Source organism: Duganella sp. LjRoot269, from assembly GCF_964254095.1.
Classification (GTDB): domain Bacteria; phylum Pseudomonadota; class Gammaproteobacteria; order Burkholderiales; family Burkholderiaceae_D; genus Rugamonas; species Rugamonas hordei.
Genome location: NZ_CAXUSL020000001.1, coordinates 3,529,603 through 3,546,214 on the forward strand (window position 1 = coordinate 3,529,603; position 16,612 = coordinate 3,546,214).

Consider the following 16,612-nt stretch of genomic DNA (forward strand, 5'->3'; position numbering starts at 1 on the left):
CACAACAAAGAGAAACCGAGACATGAAATTACTGCGATACGGCCCCAAGGGCCAGGAAAAACCCGGCCTGATCGACGCCGAGGGCGTGCTGCGCGACCTGTCGGCCGTGCTGCCGGACCTGCGCGCGGCCGACCTGGGGCCGGCCTCGCTGGCGCGGCTGGCGGCGCTGGATCCGGCCCGGCTGCCGGCGGTGCCCGAGCCGGTGCGCATGGCGCAGCCGTGGGCGGGCGTCGGCAAGTTCATTTGCGTCGGCCTCAATTATTCCGACCACGCGGCCGAATCGGGCATGGCGGTGCCGGCCGAGCCGGTGCTGTTCATGAAGGCCACCAGCTGCGTGATCGGTTGTAACGATCCGGTGGTGCTGCCGCGCGAATCGGTCAAGAGCGATTGGGAGGTGGAACTGGGTGTCGTCATCGGCAGCACCGCGCGCTACGTCACCGAGGAAGAGGCGCTGCGGCACGTGGCCGGCTATTGCGTGGTCAACGACCTGTCCGAGCGCGAGTACCAGCTCGAGCGCGGCGGCCAGTGGGACAAGGGCAAGGGTTGCGACACCTTCGGCCCCATCGGCCCGTGGCTGGTGACGGCGGACGAGGTGCCGGACCCGCAAAACCTCGACATGTGGCTGGAGGTGAACGGCCGCCGCTTCCAGAGCGGCAGCACGCGCACCATGGTGTTCGGCGTGGCCCACCTGGTCAGCTACATCAGCCGCTTCATGACGCTGAACCCCGGCGACATCATCAGCACCGGCACCCCGCCCGGCGTGGGCCTGGGGCAGAAGCCCGATCCGGTCTACCTGCGCCCGGGCGACACCATGCGCCTGGGGATCGGCGGCCTGGGCGAACAGCGCCAGACCGTGCACGCGTGGAATCCGGAACTGATCGACGGCTGACCGTGGAAGCGCTCATGCCCGCGATTTTGCCCGAGGCGCCGTTGCGCGAGGAGCAGGCCTTGCTGTCGGTGCGCGGCGTCACCAAGCGCTTTCCCGGCGTGGTGGCGCTCGACGACGTGCATTTCGACGCGTTCAAGGGCGAGGTGCACGCGCTGTGCGGCGAGAACGGCGCCGGCAAGTCGACGCTGATGAAGATCCTCAGCGGCGTCTACCAGCCCGACGCCGGCCAGATCGTGCACCGCGGCGCGGCCTGCCGCTTCAGCTCCACCGTGGCGGCGCAGGCGGCCGGCATCGCCATCATCCACCAGGAGCTGAACCTGGTGCCGCACCTGTCGGTGGCCGAGAACATCTTCCTCGCGCGCGAGCCGCGCAAGGGCTGGCTGGTGGACCAGCGCCGCATGCGCGCCGACACCGCCCGCCTGCTCGAGCGGCTCAAGCTGGACGTGGCGCCGCAGGCGCTGGTGGGCACGCTGTCGGTGGCGCAGCGCCAGATGGTGGAAATCGCCAAGGCGTTGTCGCTCGACGCCGAAGTGCTGATTATGGACGAGCCCACGTCCTCGCTGACCGAGAGCGAGACCGGACGCCTGTTCGAGATCATCCATGAACTCAAGCGCGATGGCGTGGCCATCGTCTACATTTCGCACCGGCTCGACGAGTTCCAGCACATCGTCGACCGGGTCACCATCATGCGCGACGGCCGCTATATCTCGACCGCGCTGTGGCGCGACACGTCGGTCGAGCGCATCGTGGCCGGCATGGTGGGGAGGGCGCTGGACGACACCTTCCCGCCGGCCACCCGCGCGCCGCAAACGGACTGCCTGCTGCGCGTGCGCGGCCTGCAGCGCAAGGGCGTGTTCGGCCCGCTGGACTTCGAGCTGCGGCGCGGCGAAATCCTCGGCTTCGCCGGCCTGATGGGAGCCGGCCGCACCGAGACGGCGCGCGCGCTGTTCGGCGCCGATCCGCTCGACGGCGGCACCATCGAACTGGGCGGACGCGCGATCACGGTGCGCTCGCCGGCGGAGGCGATCGGCCACGGCATCGCCTACCTGTCGGAGGACCGCAAGGGCGAGGGGCTGGCGATCCGCATGTCGGTGGCCGCCAACCTGACGCTGGCCAACATGGCGGCGGTGGCCACGCGCGCGGGCCTGATCGATTTTCCGGCCGAGCAGGCGGCGGCCGTGCGCTACATCGAGGCGCTCGGCATCAAGACGCCGTCGCCGGCGCAGCTGGCCCAGTGCCTGTCCGGCGGCAACCAGCAAAAGATCGCCATCGGCAAATGGCTGTTCCGCCAGTCGCAGATCATCATCTTCGACGAGCCCACGCGCGGCATCGACGTCGGCGCCAAGCTGGCGATCTACCGCCTGCTCGACCAGCTGGCGGCCGACGGCATCGGGGTGGTGCTGATCAGCTCCGAGCTGCCGGAGATCATGGGCATGACGGACCGGGTGGTGGTGTTCCATGAAGGCCGGATCACCGGCGTCGTCGACACCCGCGACACGACACAAGAAGAGATCATGCATCTCGCCTCGCTCAGCAAGAAGCGCACATCAGAATCAGAAACGGGACAATAGAGACATGAATGACAGGCAGAAGGATTTGATACAGAAGTTCGCGGCGCTGGCCAGCCTGGCGGCGCTGGCCTTGGTGTTCGCGCTCACCAGCGACGCCTTCCTCACGGTCGGCAACGGCATGAGCGTGGCGCTGCAGGTGACCTCGATCGCCTACCTCGGCGTGGCGGCCACCTTCGTCATCATCACCGGCGGCATCGACCTCAGTTCGGGCTCGGTGCTGGCGCTGTCGGGCGTGGTGGCGGCGTTGCTGGCGCAGGGCGGCATGCCGACCAGCGTCGCCATGCTGGCGGGAGTCGCCGTCGGCGGCGCCTGCGGGCTGGCCAACGGCCTGGCGGTCACCCGCCTCAAGCTGCCGCCCTTCATCGCCACGCTGGGCATGATGCTGATCGCGCGCGGCGTGGCGCTGCAGATCACCGGCGCGCGCGCCATTTCCGGCCTGGGCGAGGCCTTCGGCGCGCTGGGCAACGGCTCCCTGGGACGCATCGAGCGCGACACCGGCGGGCCGTTTCCGGACGTGGTGTTCCCCGGCGTGCCGTATCCGGTGGTGCTGATGATCGTCATCGCGGTCGCCGCCGCGCTGGTGCTGCGGCGCACCGTGTTCGGCCGCCACCTGTACGCGGTCGGCTCCAACTCGGAGGCGGCGCGCTTGTCGGGGGTGCAGGTCGACCGTGTGGCGCTGGCGGCCTATGTGCTGTCGGGCGTGTTGTCCGGGCTGGCCGGCTGCGTGCTGATGTCGCGCCTGGTCACCGGCCAGCCCAACGAGGGCGTGATGTACGAGCTGGACGCGATCGCCAGCGCCGTGATCGGCGGCACCTCGCTGAGCGGCGGCATCGGCGGCATCGGCGGCACCATGATCGGCGCCTTCGTGATCGGCATCCTGCGCAACGGCTTGAACATGAACGGGGTATCGAGCTTCATCCAGCAGATCATCATCGGACTGGTGATCCTGCTGACGGTATGGATCGACCAGAGACGCAACCGGCGCTGAAGCGCCGCAACCTGATTAAAAAAACAGAGAGTGAGGAGAGCATGAACCGAATAGCGAAGATCGCGCCGTTGGCATTGGCGCTGGCCCTGGCGTTGACGGGGCAAACGGCGCGCGCGGCCGACAAGGAAATCGCGATGATCGTCAAGAGCAGCAACTCGAACTTCTGGCAAGTGGTGCGCAAGGGCGGGCAGGCCGGCGTGCAGCAGGCGCCGGGCTACACGCTGAGCTTCCAGGGGCCGGCCTCGGAGTCGGCCATCGCCGACCAGGTCAGCATGGTGGAGAACGCGGTCAACCGCAAGGTGGCCGGCATCGTGCTGGCGCCGTCGGATCCGGACGCGCTGGTGCCGGCGATCCGCAAGGCGTGGGAGGCGCGGATACCGGTGGTGATCATCGATTCGCCGGTGTCGGCTTCCGGCGCCAAGTACTACCAGTCCAGCGTCACCACCGACAACGAGGCGGCCGGCGCGGCCAGCGCCAGGGCGCTGATCGGCAAGATCGGCACCACCGGCAAGATCGCCATCATGTCCTACGTGGCCGGCAGCGGTTCGGAAGTGGGGCGGGTCGGCGGCTTCCGCAAGTACATCGAGCAGAATTCGCAGCTGAAGATCGTCGGCACCTATTATTCGCAATCGCTGATGGCCACCGCGCTGAACCAGACCATCGACGTGCTGGCCTCGCACCCCGACCTGAAGGGGATCTTCGGCGCCAACGAGCCGACCGCGGTCGGCATGGGACGTGCGCTGGCGCAGTCGGGCAAGGCCGCCAAGGTGGTGGGGGTCGGCTTCGACGGCAACCAGGACCTGCGCGACTTCGTCAAGGGCGGCACGCTGTACGCCACCACGGTGCAGGACACCTATGCCATGGGCACGCTCGGCGTGTCGACCGTGGTCAAGGTGATCGAAGGGAAGAAGGTGCCGCCGCAGGTCACCACCGGCGTGGTGCTGGTCACCAAGGCCAATGTCGACCTGCCGGAAGCGGCCAAGGTCTTGTATTGAACCGAGGGCGGAAAGCGGCATCCAGGGGCAGCTTCGGCTGCCCCTTTTTTTTGCGATGTATGAAAACCGCCAGCCTGTTGGGCAATATATATCAACAGCCGTTTCACCTGTGCCATGCGCCGATGGGCGGTGATAGCATCCGCTCCAAGAACAAAAATATGACAGCGCCGTGACAAGCGACGTGACAAACAATATGACAAATAACGAGACAAGCAACATGAAAAAATACATCAAAGAGGGACATTCCATGAGGCGGCAGACTATGAGCTTGCAGCTGCCTGCGCTGGCGCTTTCCTGCGCCGCGCTGCTGACCGCCTGCGGCGGCGGCGGTGGCGGTGCGTCGGGAAGCCGCGCCCAGTCGGTCGATTTTCCTTACCCGGGCGCGCGCTACCTGGCGATGGCGCCCGCGCCGCTGGTCGCGACGACGTCCTCCGGACTGCCCGTCACCTTCGCCTCGAACACGCCGGCCAACTGCACCGTCACCGACGGCAAGCTGGTGCCTGTGGCGGTGGGGGAATGCTCGGTCACGGCCAGCCAGGCCGGTGACGGCACCTACGCGCCGGCCAGCGCGCAACAGCTGTTCAAGGTCCTGAAGCACCTGCAGACCATCACCTTCGCGTCGCCCGGCTTCCAGCCGCTGGCCTCGACCCCGGCCCCGCTGGCCGCCTCGTCCGACTCGGGCCTGCCGGTCAGCCTGACCTCCCTCACGCCGGCCGTCTGCACCGTCAGCGGCACCAGGCTGACCCTTGTGTCCAAGGGCGAGTGCGACATCGGCGCGTCGCAGGCCGGCGACGGCACCTATGACGTGGCGAAACCGGTGGTGGTCGCGTTCGACGTGGGCGACGCTCCGCCGCCGGTGCTGCCGGCCCTGTCCGGCTTCGCCTCGCTGTCCGCGACCACGGACGGCGGCGTTTTCGATACCTTCGCCGGCAGCAGCATCGACGGCTGGTGGTGCAGCGACGCCAACTGGTGCGGCGCCAGCCTCAGCGCCGACGGCGGCAGCGTCAGCTACCACTACCTGGTCCAGACCGGCGATCCCAAGCATCCCTATGGCGGTGGCGGTATCGGCGCCTACTTCGGCCTCGAATTCCTGACCCCGGGCGTGGGCAGCATCAGCTCGACCGGCGACACCACCGGCGGCGTGCAGGTCGGCAAGCAGAAGGTGCTCAAGCTCAAGGTGGGACAAAATAGCGAATGGTTCGGCAGCGGCGCCAACAACGTCAAGGTCACGCTGGTCCTCGGCCACTTCGCCAGGAAGGCGTCCAACAACAACAGCGCCTGCAACGTGGCGCTGAACACGACGTTCGCGCCGAAGAGCGCCGCGGTCACCGCGTACGAGGTGCAACTGGCCAGCTTCACGGGCATCGGCGAGAGCTGCGACCTGACGGTGGACCCGGCCACCGAGCTGAGCAAATACCCGATCGTGAAGATCAAGATCGAGGCCGCGTCGACCAATGTCACGGTGCTGAGCAAGTCGGCCTCCAGCCCGACCTATCCGACCGAGCTGACCCTGACCGCGCCCGTCACGGTGCAATAAGCCGGCGCGCCGGAGCGGCTAGCCATTGTTCCCACCCCGTCGGTCGACGGGGAGGGCCATCGAGATACCTATTAGAAGAAGAGAGCAAGAAATGAGGAGTCCATTCAAGAAAACCGCGCTGGCCATGGCTGTGGCGCAGGCGGTGATGATCTGCGGCGGCGCGGCGGCCCAGAGCACGGACAACGGCGTCATCGGCGCCGAACAAGGCGCCGACAAGGGCCCGACGGTTATCGTCAGCGGCCAGCGCGCATCGCTGCAGTCGGCGCAAAAGCTCAAGCAGAACGCCGACGAGATCATCGACGGCGTGGTTGCCGAGGAAGCCGGCAAGCTGCCCGACAGGTCGATCACCGAGGTGCTGCAGCGCGTGGTGGGCGTGACCATCGACCGCAACCGCTCACGCGGCGATCCCGAGCACTTCTCGGTGGAGGGCTCGGGCATCTCGGTGCGCGGCCTGACCTGGGGTTCGTCCACGCTGAACGGGCGCGAGTCGTTCTCGGCCGGCTGGCCGGGCCGCGAGCTGAGCTGGGGCGACGTGCCGGCCGAGCTGATGTCGGCGGTGATCGTGCACAAGAATCCGCCGGCCGACCTGATCGAGGGCGGCGTCAGCGGCCAGGTGGACCTGCGCACCGCGCTGCCGTTCGACTACAAGGGCGACAAGTTCTCGTTCACGGTCAACGGCAACTACAACGCGCTGGGCAGCAAGAAGTCGCCCGGCGTGTCCGGCCTGGTCTCCAAGCGCTGGGAAAACTCGTTCGGGCAATGGGGCGCCTTGCTCGACCTGTCCGCCAACGAGACCAACTCCCACAATGACACGGTGCAGCTGGACGCCTACTTCCCGCGCACCGACATCGTCAACGGCCAGACCGTGTGGGCGCCCAAGTCCGCGTCGTGGCGCACCAACACCAGCAAGACCGACCGCGCCGGCGTGTACGGCGCGCTGCAGTGGAAAAAGAACGGCATGCAGTCGGCCCTGACCTATTTCCACTCGGCCTACAAGGAAGGCGACAGCGAGAACGCCACCTTCACCGGCGTCGAGAACTCGTACAAGTCGCTGATCCTCAATCCCGTGTTCGACAGCCATGGCGTGCTGCAGTCGGGCACCTACACCTACCCGGTGGGCGGCCTGGGCGCGAACAACTTCGCCGCCGGCGGCCTGGGCTTCCAGGCCGACACCGGCTTCAGCGAGCGCCGTTCGCAGACGCGGGAGATCGCCTGGAACTTCAAGTGGGCCGTCAGCGACAGCTGGACGGTGCAGAACGACGTGCAGTGGGTGCACGCCAGGGACAGCAGCCTGGGCAACGTGGTCACGCTGGGCACCTTCGTGCCGAGCGTGGGCCTGAACCTGTCCAGCAATCCGGTCCAGATCAACTTCGACAGCAAGGCGCGCGACTTCCTGGCCAATCCGGCCAACTACTACATGAATTTCATGATGCCGTCGCTGAGCAAGGCGGACGGCGACCTGTACGCGTGGAAGACCGACGCCCGCTACGTGTTCGACCATCCGGTGCTGCGCGACCTGCGCTTCGGCCTGCGGTTGACCGAGCGCCGGGCCAACCACGTCGACGGCGGCGGCTCGGGCTGGACCAGCCTGGCCGAGCCGTGGAACGTCAAGCAGACGTCGGTGCCGGGCCAACTGCCCAACGCCACCGACCAGCAGGGCTGGCAGTCGCGCGGGACGTTCGGTTACTTCAGCGATCCGCGCTACGCCAGCCTGGTGCCGACCATGGCCTATAATTTCCCGAACTTCTTCAACGGCAAGGTCGCCGCGCCGCCGGCCATGGTGGTGCCGACCATGGCGTTCACCCAGAGCAATCCCGCCTCCTTCGCGCAGCTGACGCAAATCCTCAAGCTGCAATGCCAGGACGGCAACCAGCTGTTCGGCAACAACAACGACTGCTCGACGGCGGGCAGCAGCTGGAAGCCGCTGAGCTTTGACGGCGATCCGGCCAAGGTCGGCCGCCAGAGCGAGAAGACCCAGGCCGCGTTCGTGTCGACCAGCTTCGGCTTCGACAACCTGCGCGTTCCGGTCGAGGGCAATGTCGGCGTGCGCGTGGTGCACACCGAATCGACGGCCCACGGCTACACCGTGTTCCTGCCGACCTACGGCAGCACCACGCCGCCGGAGGTGCCGCAGTTCGGCCCGATCAACGAGCCGCTGGAGGCCACCCACCAATACGTCAACGTGCTGCCCAGCCTGAACCTGAAGGCCAGCCTGTCGGACAAGCTGCAGGCCCGCTTCGCGTTCGCGCAGTCGATGTACCGTCCCGGCTTCGGCGAGCTGAGCGAGTACATCACGCTGAACCAGAACATCGACAACACCGGTCCCGGCGGCAGCGTGCGCAACATCACCTACACCGGCACCGACCGTGGCAATGCCAACCTCAAGCCGACCCGCGCCAACAGCTACGACCTGACGCTCGAGTGGTATCCGAGCAGCGGCTCGTCGCTGACGGCGGCCGTGTTCCGCAAGGACGTGCGCGACATCATCCTGTATGGCGCCTACACGCGCAGCTACAAGGACCTGGCGGGCAATTCGCAAAGCTTCCTGATCACGGCGCCGGACAATTCCGCCAAGGGTTCGGTGACGGGCCTGGAGCTGGCCGGCCAGACCTACCTCGACCATGTGCCGGTCTTGGACCGCTTGCTGCCCGACTGGGCCAAGGGCTTCGGCATCGCGGCCAACTACACCTACATCGACAGCAAGCAGACGCTGTACCACCCGTTCGACCTGAAGTACTGTCCGGCCGCGGGATCGTTCAACAACAGCTCCCTGAGCCTGTATGGTTGCGACACCAACGGACTGCCATTCAGCTCGCTGCCGCTGATGTACTTGTCCAAGAACGCCTACAACCTGACGTTCATGTACGACAAGGGACCGTTGTCGGCGCGGCTGGCGTACAGCTGGCGCGGACGCTTCCTGCAGGGCGTGACCGTGAACGGCACCCAGGGCACGGACGGCACCAGCGCCGATCCGGCCCGCAATGGCGCGCAGGACGTGGGCTGGGGCTTGCCGACCTGGCAGGAGGCGACCGGCCAGCTGGACTTCGGCATCGACTACCGTTTCAGCGAGCACCTGTCCGGCAACTTCTCGGCCTCCAACCTGACCGACATCGTCGTCAGGCAGACGCAGCAGCAGCACATCGGCAACATGGGGCGCGCCTGGTTCGAGCCTGGCCGCAGCTATCGCATGACGCTGAGGTATTCCTACTGACGCGAGCAACTTGAGAGTTTTGTCTCCCTACCTTACCGGTAGTTCATGGGGCGGCTTCGGCCGCCCCTTTTTTATGCGCGCCCAGCACCGAGGCGCTTCCCAGCTCGCCTTTCAATTTGTTGTTTTTCTCGAATTAAATTCCTCTATTTGTAGACGCTTATTAGGATTCGCAACCAAAGTGACATTGTGTGAGAATAATTGTCAAAATAATATGTGATAGTGTCAGGGCAATACTAGAAAAAAACGGCCCAGTCTCTGCATTATTCCGCCAGCAGCGACTTGGATCCACGACAAATCAACTGTCCAAATCAGGGGTAATTATGTCATCCGTTAAAGGTAAAACATCGAAGAAACCAAGTGGTCCTTATTGGTACTGGACTACACTCGGGCCACACAACGTCAATCTCACCGACGCAACAGCTGATCTTCCGCCCGGAAATTACGAATTGTTCTGGGATTTCCGCGGGGCTGCTGGAGACGCGTTGGAATTTTCTATTTCTCTAGCATCCGGTAATGTGCTTGTTAAGGCAGCTGACGACATCCCACCCGGTAGCGTCGACGGTTGGGGTTCCAAGCCATTTACTGTGCCGTGACGATAGGGAGATTGAAATGAGAAAATTGCATAAATTTGTTGGGATCTTGCTCGTCGCGATGGTGTCTACGTCCAAGGCAAGAGGGGGCCCGGAATCACCGGAGGTGATTAAGGCAGCTCCGGTCTCATCGAGTGTCTCCCGTCCTGGGGCAGAAATCGCCGCAAGCAATGACGGGTCCGCAGTTTCGTTGAAGCTGACCAAAGAGACATCCACTATTCCTCTCGACCCGAATAAGGATGGATTAGTGACGTTTGACTGGCTAAGCGTCACTGCATCGGCGCCAATTTCAAAATCTGAAACAAGCCATAGTCTTTTTTCTTTGGACGGCTGGGGCAATGCTACAACGTTGGGACTTTCGTATTCGACTTTCCTAACCAGCTGGCAACCCGCAGACCCCGAGCAGGCGAAATTGCGTAGTCTATATTGCCAGGAAATGCACTCAGCGGCCGCGAAACAGATGGTCAAGGAATCGCCAGGTACGACGGATGAAGAAGCCGCCAAAGCGTCAAAGGAACTGGACTGTACTAAGTCTAATTATCAAAAATATCTACCAACTCGAGTCGATGCTGCGCGCGCCGGCATGGGGATGCCTGCCCCAGGTGGCGTTCTTATCGGGGCATCAGCAAAATATGGAACGCAGAACTCCAAGTTCTATGATGTCAGCACGCTTGAGAAAAAAGAAAACCGATATTCGCCTTGGTCTGTGAATATATTCGTTGGATGGAATCCGAAAAGCTCTCAAAACACCATGGTCATCTTTAAGGCCGAAAAAAAACGCACTTATGAGGATGCTGAAAGCGCCACAAAATGTCCTGTCGTCGCCGGAGCATTAATACTGACATGCACTTCAGGCTCGTTCGGAGCACCGGAAAAGAAAACGTCCTCGAACGGATCGGTTGAAGTACGACGCCTCATCGATAAGTCGATTGCTGCCGCTATCGTCATCTCGCGAGATTTAAGCGAAAAAGTCACCACCACTGAGATCCCAGTCTACTGGCTCGGAAACGCTTCCGGATCACTCAACGGAGGCTTGAAGTTTGGCACCAATAGCAAGGATAAGAAGTGGAGCGCTGGTGTTTTCGTCGGTATTCCGTTTGGACTTTGGGCGTCGCCTGAATAAGTGCCGAGGCACCGAATCAAAAACAAAGCGCCCGATGAAATTCATCGGGCGTTTCTCAGAAGGTAAGGCCTGTCTTGCTTGAACTAACTGTGCTTACCACCAGCTGCTGTAGATACTGGCCAGCAGCACGCAGATGACCACCGAGCCGAAGGCGAACGCACCGTCGACGCGGAACAGCGTGCGGTCGATCTGCAGATGACGGGGGGCCGTGCCCGGTGCGTGCTGCGCCAGTTTGCTGATCACGACCATGCCAGCCACCACCACCCAGAACACGATGAACATGCGGTCCAGGAAGGGAATCTCGTAGACGCCGGCGGCATTGGCCTTGGAGAAGCCGATCGGCGCCAGGAAGGACAGGTCCATCATCGTCGGCAGGAACTTCAGCACGATGGAGCCGGCCAGCCCGCCGAAAGTGGCGAACATCGCCGCGCCGGAGGTGGTGCGCTTCCAGAAGAAGCCCAGCAGGAACATGGCCAGGATGCCAGGCGAGACGAAGCCGGTGTATTCCTGGATGTACTGGAAGCCGCCTTTCTTGTCGATGCCGAGCAGCGGTGCGATCAGCACGGCCAGGGCCATTGCCACCACCACGCTGACGCGGCCCACCCACACCATGCGCTGCTCGCTGGCGGTCTTGTTGAACAGCTTGGTGTAGATGTCGAGCGTGAAGATGGTGGCGATACTGTTGGCCTTGCCGGCCAGCGAAGCCACCACGGCGGCGGTCAGCGCGGCAAAGGCGATGCCCTTCAGTCCGGACGGCAGCAGGCCCAGCAGGATAGGGTAGGCGCGGTCGGGATTCACTTCGCCGCCCACGTGCATGGCGTCGCCCAGCGCGCCGGACTTGTCCAGCGCATAGGCGGCGATGCCTGGCAACACCACGATGACCGGCATCAGCAGCTTGAGGAAGGCGGCAAACAGCAGGCCCTTGCGCGCGGTCGGCAGGTCGGCGCCCAGCGCGCGCTGGGTGATGTACTGGTTGCAGCCCCAGTAGTTCAGGTTGACGATCCACATGCCGCCCAGCAGCACGGACAGGCCCGGCAAGTCCATATAGTTCGGATTGTCGCGCGTCAGCACCATGTCGAAGTGGTCGCGGGTATGGGCATACAGTTCCGAGAAGCCGGCCAGCGCGCCGTGCTTGTTGCCCAGCGCGGCGACCAGGTCGAGCGCCAGCCAGGTGGTGACCAGGCCGCCGACCACCAGGCAGGTGACCTGCACCACGTCGGTATAGCCGATCACCTTCATGCCGCCCAGCGTGATCACCGCAGCGAACACGGCCAGGAACAGCATGCAGGGCAGCAGGGCGATGCCGGACAGGCTGCTGATCGCCAGCGCGCCCAGGTACAGGATCGAGGTCAGGTTGACCACCACGTACAGGCCCAGCCAGAACAGCGCCATGGTGGTGGCGACGCCCTTGCCGTAGCGCTGTTCGAGGAACTGCGGCATCGTGTAGATGCGGTTTTTCAGGTAGACCGGCATGAAGAACACGGCCACGATCACCAGCGTGGCGGCGGCCATCAGCTCATACACGGCGATGGCCATGCCGATGCGGTAGCCCGAGCCGCTCATGCCGATGAACTGCTCGGCGGAGATGTTGGAGGCGATCAGCGAGGCGCCGATGGCCCACCAGGTCAGCGAGCCCTCGGCCAGGAAGTAGTCGTGCGAGGCCTTGCCGGAGCCGGCCTGCTTGCGGCGGTAGACCCAGATGCCGTAGCCGGCCACCAGGACGAAATAAAACAGGAAGACGATGATGTCGATGGTTGAAAAAGTACTCATGAAGTGCTCACAATGAAAAAGTTGTCTCTGAAGTTGTTGTTGGAATCGGCACGCGTTATCGGCTGGCATCCTCTTCGATGATCGCCACATCCCACGGGCCAAGGGTCAGCGCGTCGTCGGGCGCCACGCGGCGGGAGCCGAGCAGGTCGACGCCGGCCTTGTGGCGGTAGTTGAAGCTGACCGCCGTGCCGGAATAGTTGAAATAGTAGCGGATGGTGCGGCCGAAACTGTTGACGCCGGAGCGCGTGGATACCTGCTGCGGCAATTGCTGGTCCGGTCCGGTCAGGCCCTGTTCCTGCAGCAGCGATTGCAGCACGGCTTTCTGCAATTTGTCGGACAAATAAGTGCCCTCATAAAACACCTTGCCGGCGCCGTACTGATTCGAGGTGATCGCCGGCCACTGGCCGAAGAACGGATGATCGTAATAGGCGAGGGCCTTGGCGCTGTCCAATTGCAGGAACTCGGCCCAGTGCTGCACCTTGTTGTCCGCGCCGGCGTGGTAAGGGTCGTCCTTCAATGCCAGCGGCTGGGCCAGGTTGGAAAACTCCTGGTAGTGGAAGCCCAGCGCTTCGCGCAGCGGCCCCGGCGCCATGGTCCAGCGCACGGCGGCGTTCTCGTTGGTGAAGCCGCTCTTGAAGGTCATCACCACATGGCCGCCCTTGCGGATATAGTCGGCGATGCGCAGCAGCAGCGCGTCGTCGGCCACATACAGCGACGGCACGATCAGCAGTTTGTAGGAGGAGAAATCCTGCGTCTCCGGGAACACGAAATCGGTGCCGATATTCATCTCGTACAGCGAGCGGTGGATCTGGCGCACCAGCGAGCCGTAGTCGGCCTTGGTGCCGCCGCCGCCCCACTGCGACTCCTTGGCGAAGGGCATGTCGTTGAGCGCGTTCAGCGAGTCGCGGCTCCACAGGATCGCGACGTCGCTGTGCAGCTTCAGGTTGACCAGGCGCGGGCCGATCTTCTGCAACTCGCGCCCGGTGCGGCTCATTTCCGCATACGCGCGGTTCGGCTCCATATCGTGCGACAGCACGCCTTTCCAGTAGGTTTCCTGGTTGGCGTGGATAGACGACCAGTGCCAGTACTCGACCATGTTGGCGCCGTTGGCGAGGTGGGTGTAGACGTCTTCGCGGAACTGCCCGTCGTACGGCGGGTACTGGAAGGACGAGGACCAGTCCGTGGTCTGGGCGTTGGTCTCGGTCACCAGGAAATTGCCGCGCTTGAGCGAGCGGGTGAAGTCGGCGTCCAGCTTTTGCCCGGCGCCGTTGTACCACTCGCGCTGGCCCCAGTGATAGATGTTGACGGCCGGCATGTCGAGCGCGCGCGCCACGGCCGCCTCGTTGACGTCGGCGTGCATGGAGCCGGCGAAATCATGGGTGACGAACTGGCGCGGCGACGCGCATTCGCGTATCAGTCCGGCCTGCCAGGTGAGGAAGTCGGTCACGCGCATCTGGCCCCAGCGCGACCATTCCAGCTTGTAGCCGGTGCTCTGGGCGCCGTCGGGACGGGGCAGGTCGGTCCAGCTGTGCAGATCCTGGCCCCAATAGTTCAGGAACCAGGCCTTGCTGAGGTTTTCCGGGGTGCCGAATTTCTTTTCCAGATAGTGCTGGAAGCGGATGAACACGTCGTCGTTGGCGGCGCCGTAACTGCCGGTTTCATTGTCGACCTGCCAGCCGATCACATTCGGGTTGTCCTTGTAGCGCGCGGCGATACGGCGGATCAGCCGCTCGGCGTAGTAGCGGTAGGCCGGCGCGTCGGTGTTCATGTTCTGCCGCATGCCGTAGGTGTTCTGCACGCCGTTGAATTTGCGGGCCAGGATTTCCGGATGCTGCCTGGCCATCCAGGCGGGGACCGAATAGGTCGGGGTGCCCATGATGACCTTGATCCCGGCCTTGCCCATGGCGTCGACGACGCGGTCCATCCACGCGTACTCGAAGCGGCCGTCTTCCGGCTCCCACAAGCTCCACGTCGATTCCCCCAGGCGGACCACATTGAATCCGGCCTCCTTCATCATCCGCACGTCCTTGTCCAGCCGGTCGTAGGGCATGTATTCGTGATAGTAGGCGGCGCCGTACAAGATGGTCGGGAATGCCGGCGGCGCGGCCGGCTGCGGCTGAGCGCCTGCCGGCACGCACGCCGCGGCGGCGATGACGCCCGACAAGGCATATGAAAGTAGTCGTCCTCTAAACATTCGAGACCATCCTGGGGAGTTTTATTGGTTTGATGACAGGTGGGCCATTGTGCGGACTTGCCCGGCAGGCTGGCAATTATGAAATTCGCCGAGGCGATTAACAATTTGTCCCAACTCTCCCGCCGGTATGGCGCGCTTACGCAATTTGATGTGTGTGGTTGATATTTTTAACAATTGCGCCGCGCCGGCGCTGCTTCCAAAATACATCCCGGGCAATCAATCTGTTTCCGTTGCCCGTCGTGTTATCTGTACTTTCCAACTGCCTCTCCGGTAGCTTTGGGCGGCTGCGGCCGCCCTTTTTTTGCCGCAGCACACTGTTGTAATGGGAACATCGAGCGGGTAGAATCGCCCGCATGCATGAATTCTATAAAAAAGCATTCCGCGGGTGCTTTTGCCTTCTCGCTGCAAGCCTGGCCCTTGCTTACATCTGTCTTAGACAAAGCTATTTACAAGTCTCGCTTTTCCCGGTGCAGGACAGTCCTCTGCCTTGGCAAGCCCAGTCCAGCTGGAATGTCGGCGCGACCTTCCACATCCACGAAGCTCAGCAGCGGCTGCGCTACGACTTCAACCTGTCCAAGACCGTCGAGCATCCCTTTGTTGCAGCGGAATTATCTTTCCTTGATCGAAAGGGCAAGCCTGTCCATGTGGATTTGTCGCGCTACAGCTCCATCGCGCTGCGGGTTAAGTGTGCGCCGGCCAATACCTTGTCGCTCAGCCTGATCACCTTCGAGGGGGTATCCAAGAGTGCCGACTACCTGAATTACCGGGCGCTTTCGACGTATTTTTCCTGTCATGAACAGGAATCCCGCGTCGAGATCGACCTGACGCGCCTCGAAACTCCCCAGTGGTGGTTCCAGATGGTGAACCTGGACTTGTCGCGGCATGCCTATAAACTCGACAAGGTGCCGAAAATCACCATCGGCAGCTCGTTACAGAGTCCCATCGGCGTGCTGTCGAACGTCGAAGTCAGCGAGCTGGAACTGGAAGGCCGCGACCGCCGTTATCTGCTGCTGCTGGGCGTACTGTTGAGCGTCGCATGGGGAGGTTTTGGCCTGTGGTTTTTCCGGCAACACGCGCGCGCCCTGATCGATGATGTAAAAGGCAAGCTGCAGAAGGACTTGCCTTTCGTAGCGTATAAGCAACTATCTCTGGAGCCGCATCGCGACAAGGAAAAGACGGCGATCCTGCAGTTGATTGCAAACAAGTATGCCGACGCGGAGCTGGACCTGGAAAGCGTGGTGGAGCAGACCGGGGTCAATCGCAACAAGGTCAACGATGTGCTGAAATCCGAGCTGGGCTTTACTTTTAGTGGTTATTTGAACAAGTTGCGCCTGACCGAAGCGGCCAGGTTGCTGGCCGAAAAGGACGCGGCGACGGTGGCGGAGATCGCTTATTCGGTCGGCTACGGCAATGTGTCGTACTTCAACAAGCTTTTCAAGGAAGAGTACGGCTGTACGCCCAAGGCGTTCCGCAGCGCGTGCAAGCCGTGATGTCGTTTTATGATTAACACTAACGACAGAATTAATAACACACCCCTCGTTTTGGTAGTAATTCCCTCCTGAACGTTACCCCGATAGTACGGACGCATCTAAGCTGCAAGGCAGTTGAGGTGTCCGTCCAGGGTTGACGAATGAATAATTTCAAATCCCGCATTGCCCTTCCTTTCTACGCGATCCTGGCGGCCGCTATCGACGACATGCACGGCAAGCCGCAACGACGGTAACGCCGCAGGCAGTGACGGCGG

Annotated in this window: 10 protein-coding genes; 8 read left to right on the plus strand and 2 right to left on the minus strand. The window is 63.1% G+C overall.

From position 1 onward, the window contains the following. Nucleotides 1-22 precede the first annotated feature (22 nt). From ACSQ3S_RS15895 to ACSQ3S_RS15925, 7 genes are all read left to right on the plus strand, one after another. A complete protein-coding gene (locus ACSQ3S_RS15895) occupies nt 23-889 on the plus strand; it encodes a fumarylacetoacetate hydrolase family protein (protein WP_436142974.1) in 867 nt (288 codons plus the stop codon). Between the two features lie 14 nt (nt 890-903). Further along, nucleotides 904-2,460, plus strand: coding sequence for a sugar ABC transporter ATP-binding protein (locus ACSQ3S_RS15900; RefSeq protein WP_436142975.1), 1,557 nt, complete (start codon nt 904-906; stop codon nt 2,458-2,460). A 4-nt stretch (nt 2,461-2,464) separates the two neighbouring features. Beyond that, nucleotides 2,465-3,448 (plus strand): ABC transporter permease, encoded by a 984-nt coding sequence (locus ACSQ3S_RS15905; RefSeq protein WP_176650532.1) that lies wholly within the window; start codon nt 2,465-2,467, stop codon nt 3,446-3,448. 50 nt (nt 3,449-3,498) lie between these two features. Beyond that, the gene (locus ACSQ3S_RS15910; protein ID WP_353399216.1) at nt 3,499-4,443 is read left to right on the plus strand and encodes an ABC transporter substrate-binding protein; all 945 of its coding nucleotides are present in this window, start codon (nt 3,499-3,501) and stop codon (nt 4,441-4,443) included. A gap of 262 nt (nt 4,444-4,705) precedes the next feature. Then, nucleotides 4,706-5,980, plus strand: a complete 1,275-nt coding sequence (locus ACSQ3S_RS15915; RefSeq protein WP_436142976.1) for a hypothetical protein — start codon at nt 4,706-4,708, stop codon at nt 5,978-5,980. A 91-nt stretch (nt 5,981-6,071) separates the two neighbouring features. Further along, entirely contained in the window at nt 6,072-9,191 is a 3,120-nt protein-coding gene (locus ACSQ3S_RS15920) for a TonB-dependent receptor (RefSeq protein WP_436142977.1), read from the plus strand. A gap of 609 nt (nt 9,192-9,800) precedes the next feature. After that, nucleotides 9,801-10,904, plus strand: coding sequence for a hypothetical protein (locus tag ACSQ3S_RS15925; protein WP_436142978.1), 1,104 nt, complete (start codon nt 9,801-9,803; stop codon nt 10,902-10,904). Between the two features lie 93 nt (nt 10,905-10,997). Here ACSQ3S_RS15925 and ACSQ3S_RS15930 read toward each other — a convergent pair whose 3' ends face one another. Together ACSQ3S_RS15930 and ACSQ3S_RS15935 are read right to left on the minus strand one after the other, a co-directional pair. After that, nucleotides 10,998-12,674 carry a sodium:solute symporter family transporter gene (locus tag ACSQ3S_RS15930; protein ID WP_436142979.1) on the minus strand — a complete coding sequence of 559 codons (1,677 nt, stop codon included), beginning with the start codon at nt 12,672-12,674 and terminating at the stop codon, nt 10,998-11,000. Between the two features lie 55 nt (nt 12,675-12,729). After that, on the minus strand, nt 12,730-14,868 hold the full coding sequence (locus ACSQ3S_RS15935) for a beta-galactosidase (protein WP_436142980.1): 2,139 nt from the start codon (nt 14,866-14,868) through the stop codon (nt 12,730-12,732). Between the two features lie 353 nt (nt 14,869-15,221). Between ACSQ3S_RS15935 and ACSQ3S_RS15940 the strand changes: the two genes are divergently transcribed. Beyond that, on the plus strand, nt 15,222-16,358 hold the full coding sequence (locus ACSQ3S_RS15940) for a helix-turn-helix domain-containing protein (RefSeq protein WP_436142981.1): 1,137 nt from the start codon (nt 15,222-15,224) through the stop codon (nt 16,356-16,358). Nucleotides 16,359-16,612 lie beyond the last annotated feature (254 nt).